Genomic DNA, 17,400 nt, shown 5'->3' with positions numbered 1-17,400 from the left:
AAGGCAGGCCGCCAAGTCAAGCCCAGTTCGACCCTGGCCGGCGGCACCATCGCCGGCCGAGTGCCTGTTCCGAAAGGCTTTTTGGCGATCACTCCTGATGAAAACCGCTCACGAATCGTTTGCTGGCTCTTCTTATTTCCGCCACAGGCGCTAGCTTTGCGTGACAATTATATGACAATCGAGTGACGAGTTTGTCGCTGGGTGGGGAAGTTAAAGTGGCAAAGAGTTCTAAACGCGTCGGCAAAGCCGCGCCACAGTTCCTGGAAGACGACCCGTCTACCGGCTATCTGCCGGGCAGGACATGGCCGGTCGTGCGCTATGGGCTGGTCAGCCTGGCGATCGCGGCCGTCATGGTGTTTGCCATCGAATTGATCGTGCGCGGCGACTTTGCCGGCACGGTCGCCTTCTTCCTGCAGCCGCTCAAGCCGGGCTGGACCACCATCGTCGTGTTCGCGCTGATCCTGATCGGCCTCGATGCCGTGCTTGGCCGCAGCCACCAGAGCCTGATGATCGTCGCGCCGCTGACCCTGTCCCTTGCCTTCGTCGGCCACCAGAAGTCGCATTATCTCGGCGATCCGCTCTATCCCACCGATTTCCTCTACGCCCGCCAGATCTTCGCGCTGCTGCCGCTCCTGGTGCGCGACCGGCCGATGACCGCGCTGGCCATGGTCGCGGGCATCGTCGCCGGCCTGTCGCTGCTCGTCTATGGCTGGCGGCTATGGCGCCGCAGGGTTCCGGCGCTCAGCCGCAAGGGCCGCCTTGCCCGGCTGACGCTGGCGGTGCCGCTGCTCGCCTTCTTCGTTTCGATCATGGACTATGCCACCTTCTCCTGGACCAGGGACCGGCTGCAGATCATCCCGATCATGTGGGACCAGAAGGAAAACTATGCCTCCAACGGCTTTGCCCTGGCCTTCGCTCTCAACGTGCCGATGGCGCATGTCTCGGCGCCGCCGGGCTATTCCGACAAGGCAATCGCGGCGATCGACAGGACCGATGTGACCGCCTCGATGCCGGCCGAAAAACCCGACATCATCATCGTCATGAGCGAATCCTTCTGGGATCCGACCAAGCTGCCCGGCGTCACCATCACGCCCGACCCGATCCCCAACGTGCGGGCGCTGCGTTCGGGCTCGATGTTCTCGCCCGAATTCGGCGGCATGACCGCCAACATCGAGTTTGAGGCGCTGACCGGCTTTTCCAACGCCTTCCTGCCGGCTGGCAGCATCCCCTATCAGCAATATGTGCGCACGCCGACGCCTTCGCTCGCGACGTTCCTCAAGAGCCAGGGTTACCGGGCGCGCGCCATCCATCCCGGCACCAACTGGTTCTGGAACCGTGGCGCGGTCTACGCAGATTTCGGCTTCAACGATTTCAAATCAGAAGAGACGCTGCCGCCCTTGCAGAAGCGCGGGCCGCTGGCGTCCGATGCGGCGATGACCGACGAGATCATCAGCGAGGCCGACGCCAGCGATGAGCCGGTGTTCTTTTTTGCTGTCAGTCTGCAAAACCACGGTCCCTACGAGCCGAACCGCTATTACAATCCTACACACACGGTGCAGGCACCTATCAGCCAATGGGCACGTGAATCGCTGCTCAGCTACGCCGAGGGGTCAGCCGACGCCGATCGTGGCCTTGAACGCCTTGTCGAATGGGCGAAGAAACGCTCCCGTCCCACCGTGATCGCCTTCTTCGGCGACCATCTGCCGCCGCTGGGGCCGGTCTATGTCGAAACCGGCTTCCTGAAAGACAATGTCGCGCCGCGCAAGGAACCGACGCCGCAAGCCGCACTTGAACATCACCAGACGCCGCTGATCATCTGGTCGAACCACTCCGGTCCGGTCGAGAACCTGGGCGCGGTGAGCCCGGCGTTCCTGCCCTATCATATCCTCACCACCGCCGGCATCACCCACCCATACTACACCGGCTTCCTGGGTGAGATGCGCGAACGCTACCGCGTCGTCGACCGCAATTTGTTGCTGACGCCGACGGGCGAAGCCACGCCCGATTGGGCACGGCAGAAGGAGATCGACCCGACGATCCGCGATTTCCGCCTGCTGCAGTACGACATGATGTTCGGCAAACGCCTCGCGGCGCCGGATTTCTTCCCCGAAACGGTCGACAAGGTCGTCGCCCATACGAGTTGAGCCAAACGATCCCGCGGGATCAGGCCCTGCGCCGTTGCGTCACGCTTCTGCGCCTCCCTTGATGAATCGACCGTTGACGGCAGGATTTCAACTCCACACAACCTGACATTGTGGCTAAGGCCCGGTTGCCGGAAACCACGAAGCCTTGCCATTGTTGCTGCTTGATTTTTCCGCCCCTGCGACACAAGGGAATGCCCGCTTGCGCTTGCGTTGTGGGCGGATTGCTGTATAGACGCCCCCAATCTGCCGGTCCCAGCTGGGGGCTGAACGGAGGGCCGGAGGTTTTTTCGAAAACTTTCGTGTGAAGACAGAAGTGCTTCCGCCTCCCGTGTCTCCGCTCTCGACCGTCTCGTCATGCTCCTTTCTTCCCCGCCCCCTTTTACCGGGAACGGCGGGTCAGAGAAGTTGCAGAGGCTTTTGCCGCCGGGAACCGGGAGAGAAACGAAGAAAGGCACTGATACACTATGGCTCTTTACGAACATGTGTTTCTTGCCCGGCAGGACCTCTCGCAGCAGCAGGTCGATGCGCTTGTCGAACAGTACAAGGGCGTCATCTCCGCAAATGGCGGGTCCGTCGGCCGGGTCGAGAACTGGGGACTGAAGTCCCTCACCTACCGGGTTAACAAGAACCGGAAGGCTTACTACACGCTGATGGACCTGAACTGCCCGCCGGCCGCGCTCAACGAGATGGAGCGCCAGATGGGCCTGTCCGAAGACGTGCTGCGTTTCCTGACCATCAAGGTCGAGGCGCATGAGGAAGGCCCGTCGGCCATGATGCAGAAGCGCGAAGAGCGCTCGGAACGCGGCGGCTTCGGCGACCGTGACCGTGGCGATCGTGGTCCGCGCTCGTTCGGCGACCGTGATCGCGGCGACCGTGGCGATCGTCCGCCGCGCTCGTTCGGCGATGCCGGTGCCGATCGTGGTCCGCGCCGTCCGCGCGAAGGCTTTGAAGGGGGTGCAGAATAATGGTCGACATCAACCAGATCCCGACCCGGCGCCCGTTCCATCGCCGCCGCAAGACCTGCCCGTTCTCCGGCGCCAACGCGCCCAAGATCGACTACAAGGACGTACGTCTGCTGCAGCGCTACATTTCCGAGCGCGGCAAGATCGTCCCGTCGCGCATCACTGCCGTCAGCCAGAAGAAGCAGCGCGAACTCGCCAAGGCGATCAAGCGCGCCCGCTTCCTCGGCCTGCTGCCCTACGTGGTTCGCTAAGACTTTCGAGCGGGCGGCTTGCCGCCCGCTCTTTTCACCTCGGCGACGGGCGCCGCGGGGATCGCATTCAAATCCCGAGTTGAGGTCAAACCTCTAACTGCCTGAACAGGCAGGACAGCGACACCGGCGCCAAGGCGCGCCCCAAGCTTCCTGACCTGTTCCCAAGACATTCGGCGTCGATCCCAACGATTGGCGCCCAACCGAAGGAACAAAACCATGGAAGTCATTCTTCTCGAACGCGTTTCCCGCCTCGGCCAGATGGGCGATACCGTCAAGGTCAAGGACGGCTTTGCCCGTAACTTCCTGCTGCCGCAGGGCAAGGCGCTGCGCGCCAACGAAGCCAACAAGAAGAAGTTCGAAGGCCAGCGCGCCCAGCTCGAAGCCCGCAACCTCGAGCGCAAGTCGGAAGCCAGCCAGGTCGCCGAAAAGCTCGACGGCAAGAGCTTCATCGCCGTGCGTTCGGCTGGCGAAACCGGCCAGCTCTACGGCTCGGTGTCGACCCGCGACATCGCGGATCTGTTGACGGCGGAAGGTTTCACGGTCAACCGCAACCAGATCCTGCTCAACCAGCCGATCAAGACCATCGGCCTCACCAATGTGGCGATCGCGCTGCATCCGGAAGTCGAGGTCACGATCACGCTCAACATCGCCCGCACGGCCGACGAAGCCGAACGCCAGGCCAAGGGCGAGACGCTGACCACCGCCGAAGCCATCTATGGCGACGACATCAACGACAATGCCCGGCCGGAAAACTTCTTCGATCCGAACACCGAGTTCGAAGGCGGCGAAGACAACGCCTGACGGTCTGAATTGCCGGTGCGCCCTGCCGGGCGTGCCGCACTCAGCTTCGATCCCAGTTGGCCTCAGCCATACTGGACCAATGCCCGGGTTTCTCGCCCGGGCATTTTTGTGCCAAATGGAACTTTTCGAACCCCTATATATTGATGCAGACTACAGCGTCGCGCGTCCTTTGGCCGCGCAAAGGACGCTGTGAAACTTTGGTTTGGCGCACGATCCCTTTCCCGAGATCGATTTCGATTTTCGGGGTCATGCGCCGAGACAGCCTGTCTGAGGGGACATTTGGTCATGAATATTCTGCTCAAGCGCGTTCTCGATCGCCTGGTGCGCACCGGCAATCTCAAGGTAACCGGCCCCAAGGGCGCCGCGGTGGTTTTCGGCGACGGCAGCGGCGAGCCGGTGCACATGCACATCAAGACCGCGCACGCCGAGCGCGCCATCACCTTCGATCCGATGCTGGCGGTGCCGGAAGCCTATATGGACGGCGAACTCGACATTCTCGAAGGCGGCGTGCTGGGTGTGATGCGCATCGCCTTCCAGAACATGGGCAGCGGCGGCATCGACGCCACATGGTCGAAAGCCATAGAAGGCCTGCGCCATGCTTTCCGCCGCCTGCAGCAGATCAACACCGCCTCGCGCTCGCGCCGCAACGTGCAGCGCCACTACGACCTGTCGGGCGATCTCTACCGGCTCTTCCTCGACGAGGACATGCAGTATTCCTGCGCCTATTTCGAGCAGCCGGACATGACGCTCGACGAAGCGCAGGCCGCCAAGAAACGCCACATCGCCGCCAAGCTCAGGCTGAAGGCCGGCCAGACGGTGCTCGACATCGGGTCCGGCTGGGGTGGGCTCGGCCTCTATCTCGCCAAGGCGTTCGACGTCGACGTGCAAGGCGTGACGCTGTCGACCGAACAGCATGGCGTCGCCACCGACCGCGCGCACGCGCAAGGGTTGGAAAGCCGCGTGCATTTCGAGCTCAAGGACTACCGCGAGCTCAACGAGCGTTTCGACCGCATCGTTTCGGTCGGCATGTTCGAGCATGTCGGCGTCAACCACTACCGCACCTTCTTCGACAAGAGCGCGACGTTGCTCAAGCCGGATGGCGTAATGCTGTTGCACACGATCGGCCGCTCCGGCGTTCCGTGGGCGACCACCGCCTTCGTCCGCAAATACATCTTCCCGGGCGGCTATGTCCCTTCGCTCTCCGAAGTCATGCCGGCGATCGAGAAGTCGGGGCTGGTCGTCACCGACATCGAAATCCTGCGGCTGCACTATGCCGACACGCTGAAGCACTGGGGCGAGCGCTTCGCCGCCAACCGCGACAAGGCCAAGGCGATCTACGACGAGCGCTTCTGCCGCATGTGGGAGTTCTACCTGGCCGCTTCGGAAGCCGCTTTCCGCTGGCAGGATCTGGTGATCTTCCAGATCCAGATCGCCAAGAAGAACGACACCTTGCCGACGACGCGCGACTACATGACCAAATGCGAGAAGGCGCTTGAGATGCGCGATATGGGTCACCGTGAAACGGATCCCATCAAGAAGAGCCCGGCTGCCAAGCCAGCTCGCCGCCGCAAGGTTGCTGACTAAAGCGCTTCGCGTTTGAACGGACGCATGCGAGGCGCTTTAGGTCTTTGTTTTTGCAAGTCGTCCTCCCAAAGCCGGACCCGCTTTTGAGCGACATGCCTTGGAAATAGTATTGCGGCTTGCCATTGCCGGCGCCTGCACTGAAAAAGGTCCAGTGATCGCCACCGGACCTTTTTCATGACCTATGTTCTCTATGTCGCTGCCGCCTTGGCCGAGATCGCCGGCTGCTTTTCGTTCTGGGCGTGGTGGCGGCTGGAGAAGTCGCCACTGTGGCTGCTCCCCGGTCTCGCCTCGCTCGCTCTGTTCGGCTTCCTGCTGGCGCTGGTCGATGCCAATGCCGCCGGCCGCGCCTACGCCGCCTATGGCGGCATCTACATCGCGGCGTCGCTTGGCTGGCTGTGGCTAGCGGAGGGCGTGCGCCCCGACCGCTGGGACCTCGCAGGCGCAGCGCTCTGCATTGTCGGCGCCTCGGTGATCCTCGTCGCGCCACGCGGAGCCTGAGCATGGAGTTACCGGCCCCACTTCGCCAGGGTGTCGAGCGTCTGCTCGAGAACGTTCCGCTGGCGACACTCAAGCAGGCGGCAAAAACGCTGTCCGACCGGTACCGCGCCGAACTGCGCGATGGTCGGCTGCATATGGCTGAAAACCTGGCCGTGCAAGCCTACCTGGCGACGCGGCTGCCGGCGACCTACGCCGCCGTCCGCGCCAGCCTCGATGCGCTCGGCGACGCCAGGCCCGGCCTTCAACCCAAGAGCCTGCTCGATGTCGGCGCCGGCCCTGGTACGGTGCTTTGGGCCACGAGCGACTTGTGGCCCGATCTCGAACAGGCGGTGCTGTTCGAAGCCAGCGCCGCGGCGCGCAAGGTCGGCGAAACGCTTGCCGCCGGGGCGATTGCCGCCCGAACCAGATGGCTGGCCGGCGACGCCACCATCGACCTTGCCGACCTCGAGCCGGCCGATCTGGTCACTTGCGCCTATGTGCTCGACGAAATTGTCCCCGCGTCTCGGCCAAAGCTCATCGGTCGGCTGTGGCAACTCACCAGCGATACGCTGCTGGTCGTCGAGCCGGGCACGCCGGCCGGATGGCAGCGCATCCTTGCTGTGCGCCGGCAACTGATCGAGGCGGGCGCACATGTGCTAGCGCCCTGCCCGCATCAGGCGCCCTGCCCGCTCGCCCCACCCGACTGGTGTCATTTTTCCCGCCGCGTCGCCCGCTCGCGCCTGCACCGGCTTGCCAAGGATGGCGACGTGCCGTGGGAGGACGAGAAGTTCATCTATGTCGCCGCTTCGCGACAGCCTGCTCCTTCCCCTCAGGCACGGGTCATCGCGCCGCCAAAATCAGGATCCGGCAAGGTGTTGCTGAAACTTTGCGAGAGCAACGGCAGTGCCGGCGAAAGGCTGTTCACCAAGCGCGACGGCGAGACGTTCAAGGTTGCGCGGCGGTCGGACTGGGGCGACGTTCTGGAGATTTGACCGGCACAATTGTTCTTGCTTCGTTCTTGTTTTTCTTGTAGATTGTTCTTCTGCCGAGTCAACTGAAATCGGGGGACGGGAATTCTGTCCTGTGGACGATTTGTTGTTCCTGTGAACAAGCGAACATTGATGTTGGTTGGCATCGGCACTGTTGCAGATAAGTCAGCACTGACTTTTGTCATTCTGGTATCGAAGAGCCGGGATCGAAATCGGGGATATCATGGCAGAGGCAGCGCGAAAATTCGGCGTCGCGGAAACACCGCTTTATCGTGAAGCGCCAAACAACATCGAGGCCGAGCAGGCGCTGCTCGGCGCCATCCTGGTCAACAACGACGCCTTCTACCGCGTCTCGGACTTCCTGAAGGCTGGCCATTTCTACGAGCCGCTCCACCGCAAGATCTATGAGGTGGCGTCAGAGTTCATCCGCATGGGGAAGGTGGCGACGCCGATCACGCTGAAAACCTTCCTGCCGGCCGACGAGAAGGTCGGCGACATGACGATGGCGCAATATGTCGTGCGGCTGGCGGTGGAAGCCGTCACCGTCGTCAACGCCACCGACTATGGCCGCGCCATCTATGACCTCGCGACGCGTCGCGCGCTGATCACCGTCGGCGAGGACATGGTCAACATCGCCTATGACGCGCCGGTCGACATGGCGCCCACCGAACAAATCGAGGATGCCGAGCGGCGGCTGTTCGAACTGGCCGAAAACGGCCGCTACGATGGTGGCTTCGAGAGTTTTTCCGATGCGTTGAAGAACGCCGTCGACATGGCCAGTGCCGCCTATATGCGCGACGGTCACCTGTCCGGCATCGCCACCGGCCTGCGCGATCTCGACCACCGCATGGGCGGCCTGCAGCCGTCGGATTTGATCATCATCGCCGGTCGCCCGGGCATGGGCAAGACGTCGCTGGCCACCAACATCGCCTACAACATCGCTGCCGCCTATGAGCCTGCCCAGCAGGCCGACGGCTCCGTCAAGGCGGCCAATGGCGGCGTCGTCGGCTTCTTCTCGCTCGAAATGTCGTCGGAGCAATTGGCCACCCGCATCATTTCCGAGCAGACCGAAATCCCATCGTCGAAAATCAGGCGCGGCGACCTCACGGAAGCCGATTTCGGCAAGCTTGTCGCCTACACGCAGGAGAACCACAAGCGCCCGCTCTACATCGACCAGACGGGCGGTATCTCGATTGCCCAGCTTGCGGCTCGCGCCCGCCGCCTCAAGCGCCAGCGCGGGCTGGATCTGATGGTCATCGACTATATCCAACTCATGCAAGGTTCGTCCGCCAAGGCGTCGCAGAACCGCGTCCAGGAAATCACCGAGATCACCACCGGACTGAAGGCGCTTGGCAAGGAGCTTGGCGTGCCGATCATCGCGCTCTCACAGCTCTCGCGTCAGGTCGAAAGCCGCGACGACAAGCATCCTCAGCTGTCCGACTTGCGCGAATCGGGTTCGATCGAGCAGGACGCCGACGTGGTGCTGTTTGTGTACCGCGAGGAATACTACATCAAAAACAAGGAGCCCGAGAAAGGCACGCCCGAGCACCTCGCCTGGGAAACAAAGATGGTCGAGGTCCAGGGAAAGGCCGAAGTGATCATCGCCAAGCAGCGCCATGGACCGACCGGCACCGTCAGCCTTGCCTTCCAGGGCGAATTCACCCGCTTCTCCGACCTCGCCGAAGAGCATCATTTGCCGGAAAGATTCGAGTGAGTTTTTGATCTACCCTCGCATTCCGTCACACCCCCCTCTGTCCTGCCGGACATCTCCCCCGCAAGGGGGGAGATCTGCAGTTTCATTTGCGGCGCCCTCTCTTCAACCTGGGCGATTGGCGAAGACGGTGATGACATCCAATCTCCCCCCTTGCGGGGGAGATGTCCGGCAGGACAGAGGGGGGTGGGCAGGATCGCCAACTCCCGACTACTTCCAAGCAGCATCCATCTGATGGCCAAATCGCGCGTTCAGTTCATCTGCCAGAATTGCGGTTCGGTGCACCAGCGCTGGGCCGGCAAATGCGATGCCTGCGGCGAGTGGAACACGCTGGTCGAGGAAGGCACGTCCGGCGGCATCGGCTCCGGACCGGCCAATACGCGCAACGCTCGCAAGGGCCGCGCGGTGGTGCTGACAACGCTGTCGGGCGACATCGAGGACGCGCCGCGCATCATCTCGGGCATCGGCGAACTCGATCGCGCCACCGGCGGCGGTTTTGTGCGCGGCTCGGCGCTGCTGGTCGGCGGCGATCCCGGCATCGGCAAATCGACGCTGCTCACCCAGGCCGCCGCAGCACTCGCGTCTAAAGGCCACCGCATCGTCTATGTCTCGGGCGAAGAGGCCGTCGCGCAGATCAGGTTGCGGGCGCAGCGGCTCGGTGTTGCCGCAGCCCCGGTGGAGCTTGCCGCCGAGACCAATGTCGAGGACATCCTCGCCACCATCGCCGACGGCAAGCGGCCGGACCTGGTGATCCTCGATTCGATCCAGACGCTGTGGACAGACCTTGCCGATTCAGCGCCTGGCACCGTCACCCAGGTGCGCGCTGCCGCCCAGGCGATGATCCGCTATGCGAAATCCACCGGTGCGGCGATCGTCCTGGTCGGCCATGTCACCAAGGAAGGCCAGATCGCCGGGCCGCGCGTCGTCGAGCATATGGTCGACGCCGTGCTCTATTTCGAGGGCGAAGGCGGTCACCATTTCCGCATCCTGCGTACGGTGAAGAACCGTTTTGGGCCGACCGACGAGATCGGCGTCTTCGAAATGTCGGACAAGGGCCTGCGCGAGGTCGCCAACCCGTCCGAACTTTTTCTCGGCGAGCGCCACGCGAAATCACCGGGTGCAGCGGTTTTCGCCGGCATGGAGGGCACAAGGCCTGTGCTGGTGGAGATCCAGGCGCTGGTCGCCCCCTCCTCGCTCGGCACACCGCGCCGCGCGGTCGTCGGCTGGGACGGCGCCCGGCTGTCGATGATCCTTGCGGTCCTGGAAGCCCATTGCGGCGTGCGCTTCGGCAGCCACGATGTCTATCTCAACGTCGCCGGCGGCTATCGCATTTCGGAGCCCGCGGCCGATCTGGCGGTGGCGGCGGCCCTGGTTTCCTCGCTCACCGGTCTTGCCCTTCCCGCCGATTGCGTCTATTTCGGCGAAATCAGCCTTTCGGGCGCCGTGAGGCCGGTTGCGCATGCGCAACAGCGCCTCAAGGAAGCCGAAAAGCTGGGTTTTGGAAGCGCGGTTCTGCCCTTGGGCAGCGAGGAACTTGCCGGGGGGATCGGGGCCGGCGCTTTCCAGCCGACCGAGCTTGCCGACCTCGTGGCACGCATAGCCGGCACACGCCGAAGCCGCGTGGACGAGCAAGACTAGAGCATCGGACCCAAAACTGGGAACCGGTTTTGGGAAAATCCGATGCTCCGCGCTATAATGCGGCTCATGGAGTGGGGTGAAAGACATGCCGATTACGCTGCTTGACGGAATTCTCGTCGGCTTCACCCTGGTCTCGGCGATGCTCGCCATGGTTCGCGGCTTCTCACGCGAAATCCTGTCCGTCGTCTCCTGGGCAGCGGCGGCAGCGGCGGCGTTCTTCTTCTACAAGCCGGTGCTGCCTTACCTCAAGCCTTACATCGACAACGAAAAGATCGCCATGGCGGCCGCCGCCGGCATCGTCTTCGTCATCGCGCTGATCGTCGTCTCGGTCATCACAATGAAGCTCGCCGACTGGATCATCGATTCCAGGATCGGCGCTCTCGACCGCACGCTCGGCTTTCTCTACGGCGCGGCGCGCGGCATTCTGGTCGTTGCCGTCGCGCTCCTGTTCTTCAACTGGCTGGCTGGCGCCAAGGCACCGGCTTGGGTCACGGATGCCAAGTCGCGGCCCTTGCTGGAGCAGATCGGCGCCAAGCTCGAAAGCCTGCTGCCCGAGGATCCGGAAAACGCCATCCTCAAGAAGCTCAATCCGAATCAGCCGGCTGCTGAGACGCCCGCTGCTCCGGACGCACCGGCGGCGGATGCCCCGGCAGGTGGCGAGGATGCCAACACGCCCGCTCCCGACGATGACGCCGCAACACCGCCCGCGGAGAACGCTCCGGCCAATCCAGCGCCGGCTGCACCGGCAAACTGACGCCCGAAACGGGCGCCGGAAACTGACGATGGTGTGAACGGCTGCACGGTGCGCGTTGCTTTCGACGCGAACCCGCACTATATGGCGATTTTAGCGGAGCTTAAGATGGCAGACGCAGACGACGTGCTTTCCGCCGAGGCCGACGACCATTTCCACGACGAATGCGGCGTGTTCGGCATTTTCGGCCGGCAGGATGCGGCAGCCATCGTCACACTTGGCCTACATGCGCTGCAGCATCGCGGCCAGGAAGCGGCCGGGATCGTTTCCTATGACGGCACCCAGTTCCATGTCGAACGCCATGTCGGCCTGATCGGCGATACCTTCACCAAGCAGCGCGTCATCGACAGCCTGCAAGGCAACCGCGCCATCGGCCATACGCGCTACGCCACGACAGGCGGCGCCGGCATGCGCAACATCCAACCCTTCTTCGCGGAACTGGCCGATGGCGGCTTTGCCGTCGCCCATAACGGCAATTTGACCAATGCCATGACCGTGCAGCGGGCGCTGCAGAAGCAGGGCGCGATCTTCTCCTCCACCTCCGATACCGAGACGCTGTTGCACCTCGTCGCCACGAGCAAGGAGCGCGATTTGAACTCGCGTTTCATCGACGCGGTGCGCCAGGTCGAGGGCGCCTTCTCGCTGGTTGCGATGACATCCAAGAAGATGATCGGCTGCCGCGATCCGCTCGGCATTCGGCCGCTGGTGCTCGGCGATCTCGACGGCGCCTGGATCCTGGCGTCGGAAACCTGCGCGCTCGACATCATCGGCGCGCGTTTCGTGCGCGATCTCAAGCCCGGCGAGATGGTCGTCGTCACGTCGAAGGGCATTGAAAGCCTGTTCCCGTTCGAGCCGCAGAAGACCCGCTTCTGCATCTTCGAATATGTCTACTTTGCCCGACCGGATTCCTCGGTCGAGGGCCGCAACGTCTATGAGGTGCGCAAGCGCATCGGCGCCGAACTGGCGCAGGAAAGCCCGGTCGAGGCCGACATCGTCGTGCCGGTTCCCGATTCCGGCACGCCGGCGGCGATCGGCTTTTCGCAAGCCGCCGGTATTCCCTTCGAACTCGGCATCATCCGCAACCACTATGTCGGCCGGACCTTCATCCAGCCCGGCGATTCGATCCGCCACATGGGCGTCAAGCTAAAGCACAACGCCAACCGCCGCATGATCGAGGGCAAGCGCGTCGTGCTGGTCGACGACAGCATCGTGCGCGGCACCACCAGCCAGAAGATCGTGCAGATGGTGCGCGATGCCGGCGCCAGGGAAGTGCATATGCGCATCGCCTCGCCGCCGACGCGCGCTTCCTGCTTCTACGGTGTCGACACGCCGGAAAAATCGAAGCTTCTGGCATCGCGGATGTCGGTGGAAGAAATGGCCGAGTTCATCCGGGTCGATTCGCTCGGCTTCCTCACCATCGATGGCCTCTATCGCGCCGTCGGCGAGGCCAGCCGCGACAACGACCAGCCGCAGTTCTGCGATGCCTGTTTCACCGGCCAGTATCCGACCCGCCTGCTCGACTTCGAAGGCCACGACAATGTGCGCACGCTGTCGCTGCTGGCGACGAGCGGGTCGTAGGATTGCCGCACCCGTTATCCGCGTTAGTCAAATTCCCGGAATCCATAGCATGACCCTCGACCTTACCGGCCGCGTTGCGGTCGTCACCGGCGCCTCGCGCGGCATCGGCTATTTCATCGCCAAGGAACTGGCTGCAGCCGGCGCGCATGTGATCGCGGTAGCGCGTACCGTCGGCGGGCTGGAAGAGCTCGACGACCAGATCAAGGCGGCCGGCGGACAGGCGACGCTGGTGCCGCTCGACCTCGCCGACATGGCCGGCATCGACCGGCTGGGCGGCGCCATCCACGAACGCTGGGGCAAGCTCGACATTCTCGTCGCCAATGCCGGCGTGCTCGGCGTCATCTCGCCGATCGGCCATGTCGAGGCGAAAACGTTCGAGAAGGTGATGACCATCAACGTCACCTCGACATGGCGGCTGATCCGCTCGGTCGATCCGCTGCTGCGACTCTCCGACGCCGGCCGCGCCATTTTGCTGTCCGCGAATTCGGCCCACTCGGCGCGCGCCTTCTGGGCGCCCTACGCGGCGTCCAAAGCGGCGGTCGAGACGATGATGCGCTCCTGGGCGCACGAGACGCAAAGCCTGCCGCTCAGGGTCAACGCGGCCGACCCAGGCCCTACCCGCACTGCGATGCGCGCCCAGGCTGTGCCCGGCGAGGATCCGGCAACACTGCCTCACCCTTCGGAGGTCGCCAAACTTATCGTGCCGCTGGCGAGCCCGGACCTGAAGGAGACCGGACTGATCTTCCAGGCCAAGTACAACCGCTTTGTCGCCTATCGCCAGCCGGAATAGCTGCTTTTTGTCGGAAGATTCTCGGCACCGCCGACGTTCTTCGAATGTCAAACATTCGAAACCTGAACGGAGGACCACCATGCGCAGACTGCTTCTCGCCACCGCGGCCACCCTGATCGCGGCCGCGGGCGCCGCCTATTCGCAAGACGCAAAGATGAGCTTCTTCGTCACCAGCGTTGGCTCCGGCAAGGGTGCCGACCTCGGCGGCCTCAAGGGTGCAGACGCGCATTGCGCCTCGCTGGCGGAAGCCGCCGGCGTCACCGGCAAGAGCTGGGCCGCCTATCTGTCGACCAGCGATACCGACGCGCGCGACCGCATCGGCAAGGGGCCGTGGGTGAACGCCAAGGGTGTGAAGATCGCCGACGATGTCGCCTCATTGCACGGCGACGCTAATGGCATCACCAAGCAGACGGCTCTGAACGAGAAGGGCGAAGTGGTCAACGGTCGTGGCGACAAGCCAAACCGCCACGACATGCTGACCGGCTCCAAACCCGATGGCACGAAGATCGCCGACCAGACCTGCGGCGACTGGACGATGAGCGGGGCAGAAGGTGCCGCGATGATGGGCCATCACGACCGCACTGGCCTCGACGATTCGGCGGCTGCCAAATCCTGGAACTCCTCGCATGCCTCGCGTGGCGGCTGTAGCCAGGAGGCGCTGAAGGGCACCGGCGGTGACGGCCTGTTCTATTGTTTTGCCACCAACTAAGCCCGCTTGGGTTCAAAATTGGGGGCTTGAATCCGCCATGACATCACGCGGCTGTGATGTCATGGGGTAAGGCTGCGCGGCGGTCATGCTTTCGTCATTTCGGCGGAGTTGATAGGATCGCAGCGACTCCCGCAACAAGCGCCCCAATTGGGCAGAACAAGGAAATTCCCCATGGCTTCGACTGTAGCGTTGGTCTGGTATCTGGTAATCGCCGGCCCGCAGGGCGGCATGGTCGTGCTGCCCAGCACCTTCGACAAGCGCGAACAATGCACCGCCGCCATCACCGAATATCAGAAGCAGCCGACACCGACCGGCTGGTCAGTGCAATGCGTGCCGAGCGCCTCGCCTTTCACCGACGAGGGCGACGCCGAGCAGCCGGCGGCGCAGTAAGCATCCGGCGCACGGCGTTTCAGCGCCGTGCGCTCACCGTAAGCTCCGGCTTTTGGTTGATGGTCTGGAACACCACACAATAGCGCTCGGTCAGCTTCAGCAGCGAATCTATCCGCTCCTTTGGCTCATCGGTATCGAGATCGAAATTGAGCCGGATGGCGCGAAAGCCGACCGGCGCATCCTTGGCGACACCGAGCGTGCCGCGAAAATCGAGGTCGCCTTCGGCTTCCACCGTGGCAGCGCCCAGCTTGAACTCCAGCGCCGTCGCCACCGCCTTCAGCGTCACCCCGGCACAGGCCACCAGCGCCTCCAGCAGCATGTCACCCGAGCAGAGTTCGAGCCCCGAGCCACCGGTTGCCGGATGCAATCCGGCGATCGCGATCGCCCTGCCCGTCTCCACCTTGCAGGCAACCGACTGGTCGTCGATCGACCCTTTGGCGCGAAGCGTGATCAGCGCCTGCGCAGCGTCGTCGCGATAGGCCTGCTTCAGTGGCGCCTGCTTCGCCTTCAGTTCGGTCGCATCCATTTCCGTTCCTTCGCTCTCGTGGCCGGCCAGCGGCGTGGCTTTGTCAGATATAAGTGCCGATTGCCTTCTGGAAGCAAGGTCGCCATCCCCTGCCCCAACGCAAGCTTAGGGCTGGCGTAGCGCTGCGCCGACTTTCGCCCGTATAGCTTTTGCTACGGGAGACTTCCCCTCGCGTCGCTCCACACAGCATTTTTGTCGCCCCCTGCAACACTGGTCCCGCGCCTTATGGCCGACGTCGCCATTCTCGAAACACGCGAAAGGGTTCTCGCCGGAATCCTGCTGACAGGTGCGGCCTATTTCCTGTTTTCGACGCAGGATGCCTCGATCAAGCTGCTGGTCACCGGTATGACGGTCTGGCAGATCATGTTCTTCCGCAGCATCACTATTCTTGGCGCCTACGCGGCGATCGGCGGCCAACGGCTGTTTGCGGACACGGTGCGCTCGCCAATCGTGCGGCCGATGCTGGTGCGCAGCGCCTTCACACTCGCCGCCTGGCTTTGTTACTACAATGCCGCGCGCAGCCTTCAGCTTGCAGAACTGACCACCGTCTACTACGCGGCACCGATCATCGTCACCGTGCTTTCGGTGGTGATGCTGGGCGAAAAGGTGCCGATGCTGCGCTGGTTTGCGGTGCTGATCGGCTTACGCAGGCGTCTTCGTCGCTTGCGACCCGACCCATCTCGGCCTGTCCGTGCCGGTGCTGCTGGTGCTGGCGGCGGCCTTTTTGTGGGGCATAGCCATCGTGCTCCTGCGCAAGACCGCGCTTGCCGAGCGTTCGATGATCCAGCTTCTCCTCAACAACTTCTACTTCCTGCTCTTTTCGGCGGGACCGGCGCTGCTCTGGTGGCAAACGCCGGACTGGGCCCAGTTGCTGCTCCTTGCCAGCGTCGGCGCGCTCGGTGGGTTTGCGCAATATCTTCTGTTCGAAGGCATGAAGCGAACGCCGGCTTCGATTCTCGCACCCCTCGAATACACCTCGCTGTTGTGGGCGTTCGCGCTCGGCTTTGCGATCTGGGGCGACGTGCCGCGCCGTGAAGTGTTCTTCGGCGCCGCCCTTATCATCGCCGCCGGGCTGCTGATTGTCGGCACCGAGCATTTCCGCAAGCGGCTATGATGTGGTTCGCCGTCACTGCTGACGCTACGATGTCAGGACGCAACGGCGTAGGCTGGCGGCATGAGTGACATTGCAGCCCCGAGGGACAGCACCACTGAGCGCACGCTGGGTATCCTGCTGGTGTCGTCATCGGCGGCGGTGTTCGGCCTGACCGGGGTGCTGACCAAGTCGATCCATGCCGATCCGCTGACCATCACCTGCTGGCGCGGCTTTGTCGGCTCGATCCTGATCAGCCTCTATGTGCTGTGGCGCCGCCATCGCTCCGGCAACCGCAAAACGTTGCGCCTCGGCTGGCGCGGCTGGCTGCTGGCGGTGGAAGGTGCACTTGCCAGCATCGCCTTCATCTCGGCCTTCAAGTTCACCTTCGTCGCCAATGTCGCGATCATCTATGCGACCGCGCCTTTCGTCACAGCGCTGCTGGCCTGGGTTCTGACGCGCGAGCCGTTTCGCCTGCAGACGATGGTCGCCGCCGGCGTCTCGCTGTGCGGAGTGGCGATCATGGTCTGGTCCGGGTTCGGCACCGGTCATCTGTTCGGGGACGGGTTGGCGCTGCTTATGACCATCGGCAGCGCGCTCTACATGATCATGGTGCGTGCCTTCCGAGACACGCCGGTGGTGTGGGCCGGCGCGGTTTCGGCCTTCCTCTTGTTCGTGCTTGGCTGGTTCGTCACCGATCCGCTGGCGGTCACGCCACGCGACGCGGTGCTGCTTGCCACCTTCGGCTCATGTTTTGCGCTGTCCTCGATCCTGTGGACGGAAGGTGCGCGGCTCATTCCGGCGGCCGAATCCGGTCTGCTCGGCTCGGCCGAAGTGCCGTTCGCGATCCTGTTTGCGTTCCTGTTCCTGGGCGAGATCGCACCAGCCTCCAGCATGATCGGCGGCGCCATCGTGTTGTGCGCGGTGTTCGCCCATGCGGGCCGGGACTGGCTGATGGCCCGCTCGCAACGCCTGGCGTCAAATATTTCGTAAAAAAGTTACAAAGTCA

The 17,400-nt window shown here is 63.4% G+C and carries 16 protein-coding genes and 1 pseudogene; 16 read left to right on the top strand and 1 reads right to left on the bottom strand.

What is annotated here, in order from left to right:
- Positions 1-191 precede the first annotated feature (191 nt).
- The 14 genes from AC0ZT5_RS22075 to AC0ZT5_RS22010 all read left to right on the top strand — a co-directional run bounded on the left by AC0ZT5_RS22075 (position 192) and on the right by AC0ZT5_RS22010 (position 14,775).
- A complete protein-coding gene (locus tag AC0ZT5_RS22075; RefSeq protein ID WP_488498289.1) occupies positions 192-2,144 on the top strand; it encodes an LTA synthase family protein in 1,953 nt (650 codons plus the stop codon).
- Positions 2,145-2,608: 464 nt separating this feature from the next.
- Positions 2,609-3,109: a 30S ribosomal protein S6 gene (rpsF, locus tag AC0ZT5_RS22070; RefSeq protein WP_023761609.1), complete on the top strand. Its 501-nt coding sequence runs from the start codon at positions 2,609-2,611 to the stop codon at positions 3,107-3,109.
- Positions 3,109-3,357, top strand: a complete 249-nt coding sequence (gene rpsR, locus AC0ZT5_RS22065) for a 30S ribosomal protein S18 (protein WP_006203718.1) — start codon at positions 3,109-3,111, stop codon at positions 3,355-3,357. Before rpsF ends, rpsR begins: the two co-directional genes overlap by 1 nt.
- Before the next feature lie 216 nt (positions 3,358-3,573).
- Positions 3,574-4,158 (top strand): 50S ribosomal protein L9, encoded by a 585-nt coding sequence (gene rplI / locus AC0ZT5_RS22060; RefSeq protein ID WP_095086410.1) that lies wholly within the window; start codon positions 3,574-3,576, stop codon positions 4,156-4,158.
- Positions 4,159-4,443: 285 nt separating this feature from the next.
- Positions 4,444-5,742: a cyclopropane fatty acid synthase gene (locus tag AC0ZT5_RS22055; protein ID WP_488498158.1), complete on the top strand. Its 1,299-nt coding sequence runs from the start codon at positions 4,444-4,446 to the stop codon at positions 5,740-5,742.
- A 174-nt stretch (positions 5,743-5,916) separates the two neighbouring features.
- Positions 5,917-6,240 carry a YnfA family protein gene (locus tag AC0ZT5_RS22050; protein WP_457151110.1) on the top strand — a complete coding sequence of 108 codons (324 nt, stop codon included), beginning with the start codon at positions 5,917-5,919 and terminating at the stop codon, positions 6,238-6,240.
- Positions 6,241-6,242: 2 nt separating this feature from the next.
- Positions 6,243-7,211 carry a small ribosomal subunit Rsm22 family protein gene (locus AC0ZT5_RS22045; RefSeq protein WP_488498157.1) on the top strand — a complete coding sequence of 323 codons (969 nt, stop codon included), beginning with the start codon at positions 6,243-6,245 and terminating at the stop codon, positions 7,209-7,211.
- A gap of 220 nt (positions 7,212-7,431) precedes the next feature.
- Positions 7,432-8,922 carry a replicative DNA helicase gene (locus AC0ZT5_RS22040; protein ID WP_095086422.1) on the top strand — a complete coding sequence of 497 codons (1,491 nt, stop codon included), beginning with the start codon at positions 7,432-7,434 and terminating at the stop codon, positions 8,920-8,922.
- A 231-nt stretch (positions 8,923-9,153) separates the two neighbouring features.
- Positions 9,154-10,557: a DNA repair protein RadA gene (gene radA / locus AC0ZT5_RS22035; RefSeq protein ID WP_488498156.1), complete on the top strand. Its 1,404-nt coding sequence runs from the start codon at positions 9,154-9,156 to the stop codon at positions 10,555-10,557.
- Positions 10,558-10,642: 85 nt separating this feature from the next.
- Complete coding sequence (locus AC0ZT5_RS22030; RefSeq protein WP_184871164.1) at positions 10,643-11,311, top strand: CvpA family protein; 669 nt, start codon at positions 10,643-10,645, stop codon at positions 11,309-11,311.
- Positions 11,312-11,416: 105 nt separating this feature from the next.
- On the top strand, positions 11,417-12,886 hold the full coding sequence (purF, locus tag AC0ZT5_RS22025; RefSeq protein WP_095086431.1) for an amidophosphoribosyltransferase: 1,470 nt from the start codon (positions 11,417-11,419) through the stop codon (positions 12,884-12,886).
- Positions 12,887-12,935: 49 nt separating this feature from the next.
- Positions 12,936-13,676 carry an SDR family NAD(P)-dependent oxidoreductase gene (locus AC0ZT5_RS22020; protein ID WP_488498155.1) on the top strand — a complete coding sequence of 247 codons (741 nt, stop codon included), beginning with the start codon at positions 12,936-12,938 and terminating at the stop codon, positions 13,674-13,676.
- Positions 13,677-13,755: 79 nt separating this feature from the next.
- The gene (locus AC0ZT5_RS22015) at positions 13,756-14,385 is read left to right on the top strand and encodes a hypothetical protein (protein ID WP_488498154.1); all 630 of its coding nucleotides are present in this window, start codon (positions 13,756-13,758) and stop codon (positions 14,383-14,385) included.
- A gap of 171 nt (positions 14,386-14,556) precedes the next feature.
- The gene (locus AC0ZT5_RS22010) at positions 14,557-14,775 is read left to right on the top strand and encodes a hypothetical protein (RefSeq protein WP_184871167.1); all 219 of its coding nucleotides are present in this window, start codon (positions 14,557-14,559) and stop codon (positions 14,773-14,775) included.
- A 19-nt stretch (positions 14,776-14,794) separates the two neighbouring features.
- On the opposite strand, the gene AC0ZT5_RS22005 is transcribed toward AC0ZT5_RS22010, so the two are convergent.
- Entirely contained in the window at positions 14,795-15,301 is a 507-nt protein-coding gene (locus AC0ZT5_RS22005; protein ID WP_488498153.1) for an OsmC family protein, read from the bottom strand.
- Positions 15,302-15,526: 225 nt separating this feature from the next.
- Between AC0ZT5_RS22005 and AC0ZT5_RS22000 the strand changes: the two are divergent.
- Positions 15,527-16,415, top strand: a pseudogene (locus AC0ZT5_RS22000) (DMT family transporter).
- A 60-nt stretch (positions 16,416-16,475) separates the two neighbouring features.
- Positions 16,476-17,384: a DMT family transporter gene (locus AC0ZT5_RS21995; RefSeq protein ID WP_488498152.1), complete on the top strand. Its 909-nt coding sequence runs from the start codon at positions 16,476-16,478 to the stop codon at positions 17,382-17,384.
- The last annotated feature ends 16 nt before the right edge of the window (positions 17,385-17,400 follow it).

It is taken from the genome of Mesorhizobium sp. CNPSo 4670 (assembly GCF_057784235.1).
The sequence above is the reverse complement of the archived record's forward strand: the minus strand, read 5'-3'. Positions and strand labels throughout refer to the sequence as shown.

What these genes read in the sequence shown, in the direction of transcription:
- AC0ZT5_RS22045 (WP_488498157.1), top strand. Translation starts at nt 6,243, where the DNA reads ATGGAGTTACCGGCCCCACTTCGCCAGGGTGTCGAGCGTCTGCTCGAG.
- radA (WP_488498156.1), top strand. Translation starts at nt 9,154, where the DNA reads ATGGCCAAATCGCGCGTTCAGTTCATCTGCCAGAATTGCGGTTCGGTG.
- rpsR (WP_006203718.1), top strand. Translation starts at nt 3,109, where the DNA reads ATGGTCGACATCAACCAGATCCCGACCCGGCGCCCGTTCCATCGCCGC.
- AC0ZT5_RS21995 (WP_488498152.1), top strand. Translation starts at nt 16,476, where the DNA reads ATGAGTGACATTGCAGCCCCGAGGGACAGCACCACTGAGCGCACGCTG.
- AC0ZT5_RS22010 (WP_184871167.1), top strand. Translation starts at nt 14,557, where the DNA reads ATGGCTTCGACTGTAGCGTTGGTCTGGTATCTGGTAATCGCCGGCCCG.
- AC0ZT5_RS22040 (WP_095086422.1), top strand. Translation starts at nt 7,432, where the DNA reads ATGGCAGAGGCAGCGCGAAAATTCGGCGTCGCGGAAACACCGCTTTAT.
- AC0ZT5_RS22015 (WP_488498154.1), top strand. Translation starts at nt 13,756, where the DNA reads ATGCGCAGACTGCTTCTCGCCACCGCGGCCACCCTGATCGCGGCCGCG.
- rpsF (WP_023761609.1), top strand. Translation starts at nt 2,609, where the DNA reads ATGGCTCTTTACGAACATGTGTTTCTTGCCCGGCAGGACCTCTCGCAG.
- AC0ZT5_RS22030 (WP_184871164.1), top strand. Translation starts at nt 10,643, where the DNA reads ATGCCGATTACGCTGCTTGACGGAATTCTCGTCGGCTTCACCCTGGTC.
- AC0ZT5_RS22005 (WP_488498153.1), bottom strand. Translation starts at nt 15,301, where the DNA reads ATGGATGCGACCGAACTGAAGGCGAAGCAGGCGCCACTGAAGCAGGCC.
- rplI (WP_095086410.1), top strand. Translation starts at nt 3,574, where the DNA reads ATGGAAGTCATTCTTCTCGAACGCGTTTCCCGCCTCGGCCAGATGGGC.
- purF (WP_095086431.1), top strand. Translation starts at nt 11,417, where the DNA reads ATGGCAGACGCAGACGACGTGCTTTCCGCCGAGGCCGACGACCATTTC.
- AC0ZT5_RS22020 (WP_488498155.1), top strand. Translation starts at nt 12,936, where the DNA reads ATGACCCTCGACCTTACCGGCCGCGTTGCGGTCGTCACCGGCGCCTCG.
- AC0ZT5_RS22055 (WP_488498158.1), top strand. Translation starts at nt 4,444, where the DNA reads ATGAATATTCTGCTCAAGCGCGTTCTCGATCGCCTGGTGCGCACCGGC.
- AC0ZT5_RS22050 (WP_457151110.1), top strand. Translation starts at nt 5,917, where the DNA reads ATGACCTATGTTCTCTATGTCGCTGCCGCCTTGGCCGAGATCGCCGGC.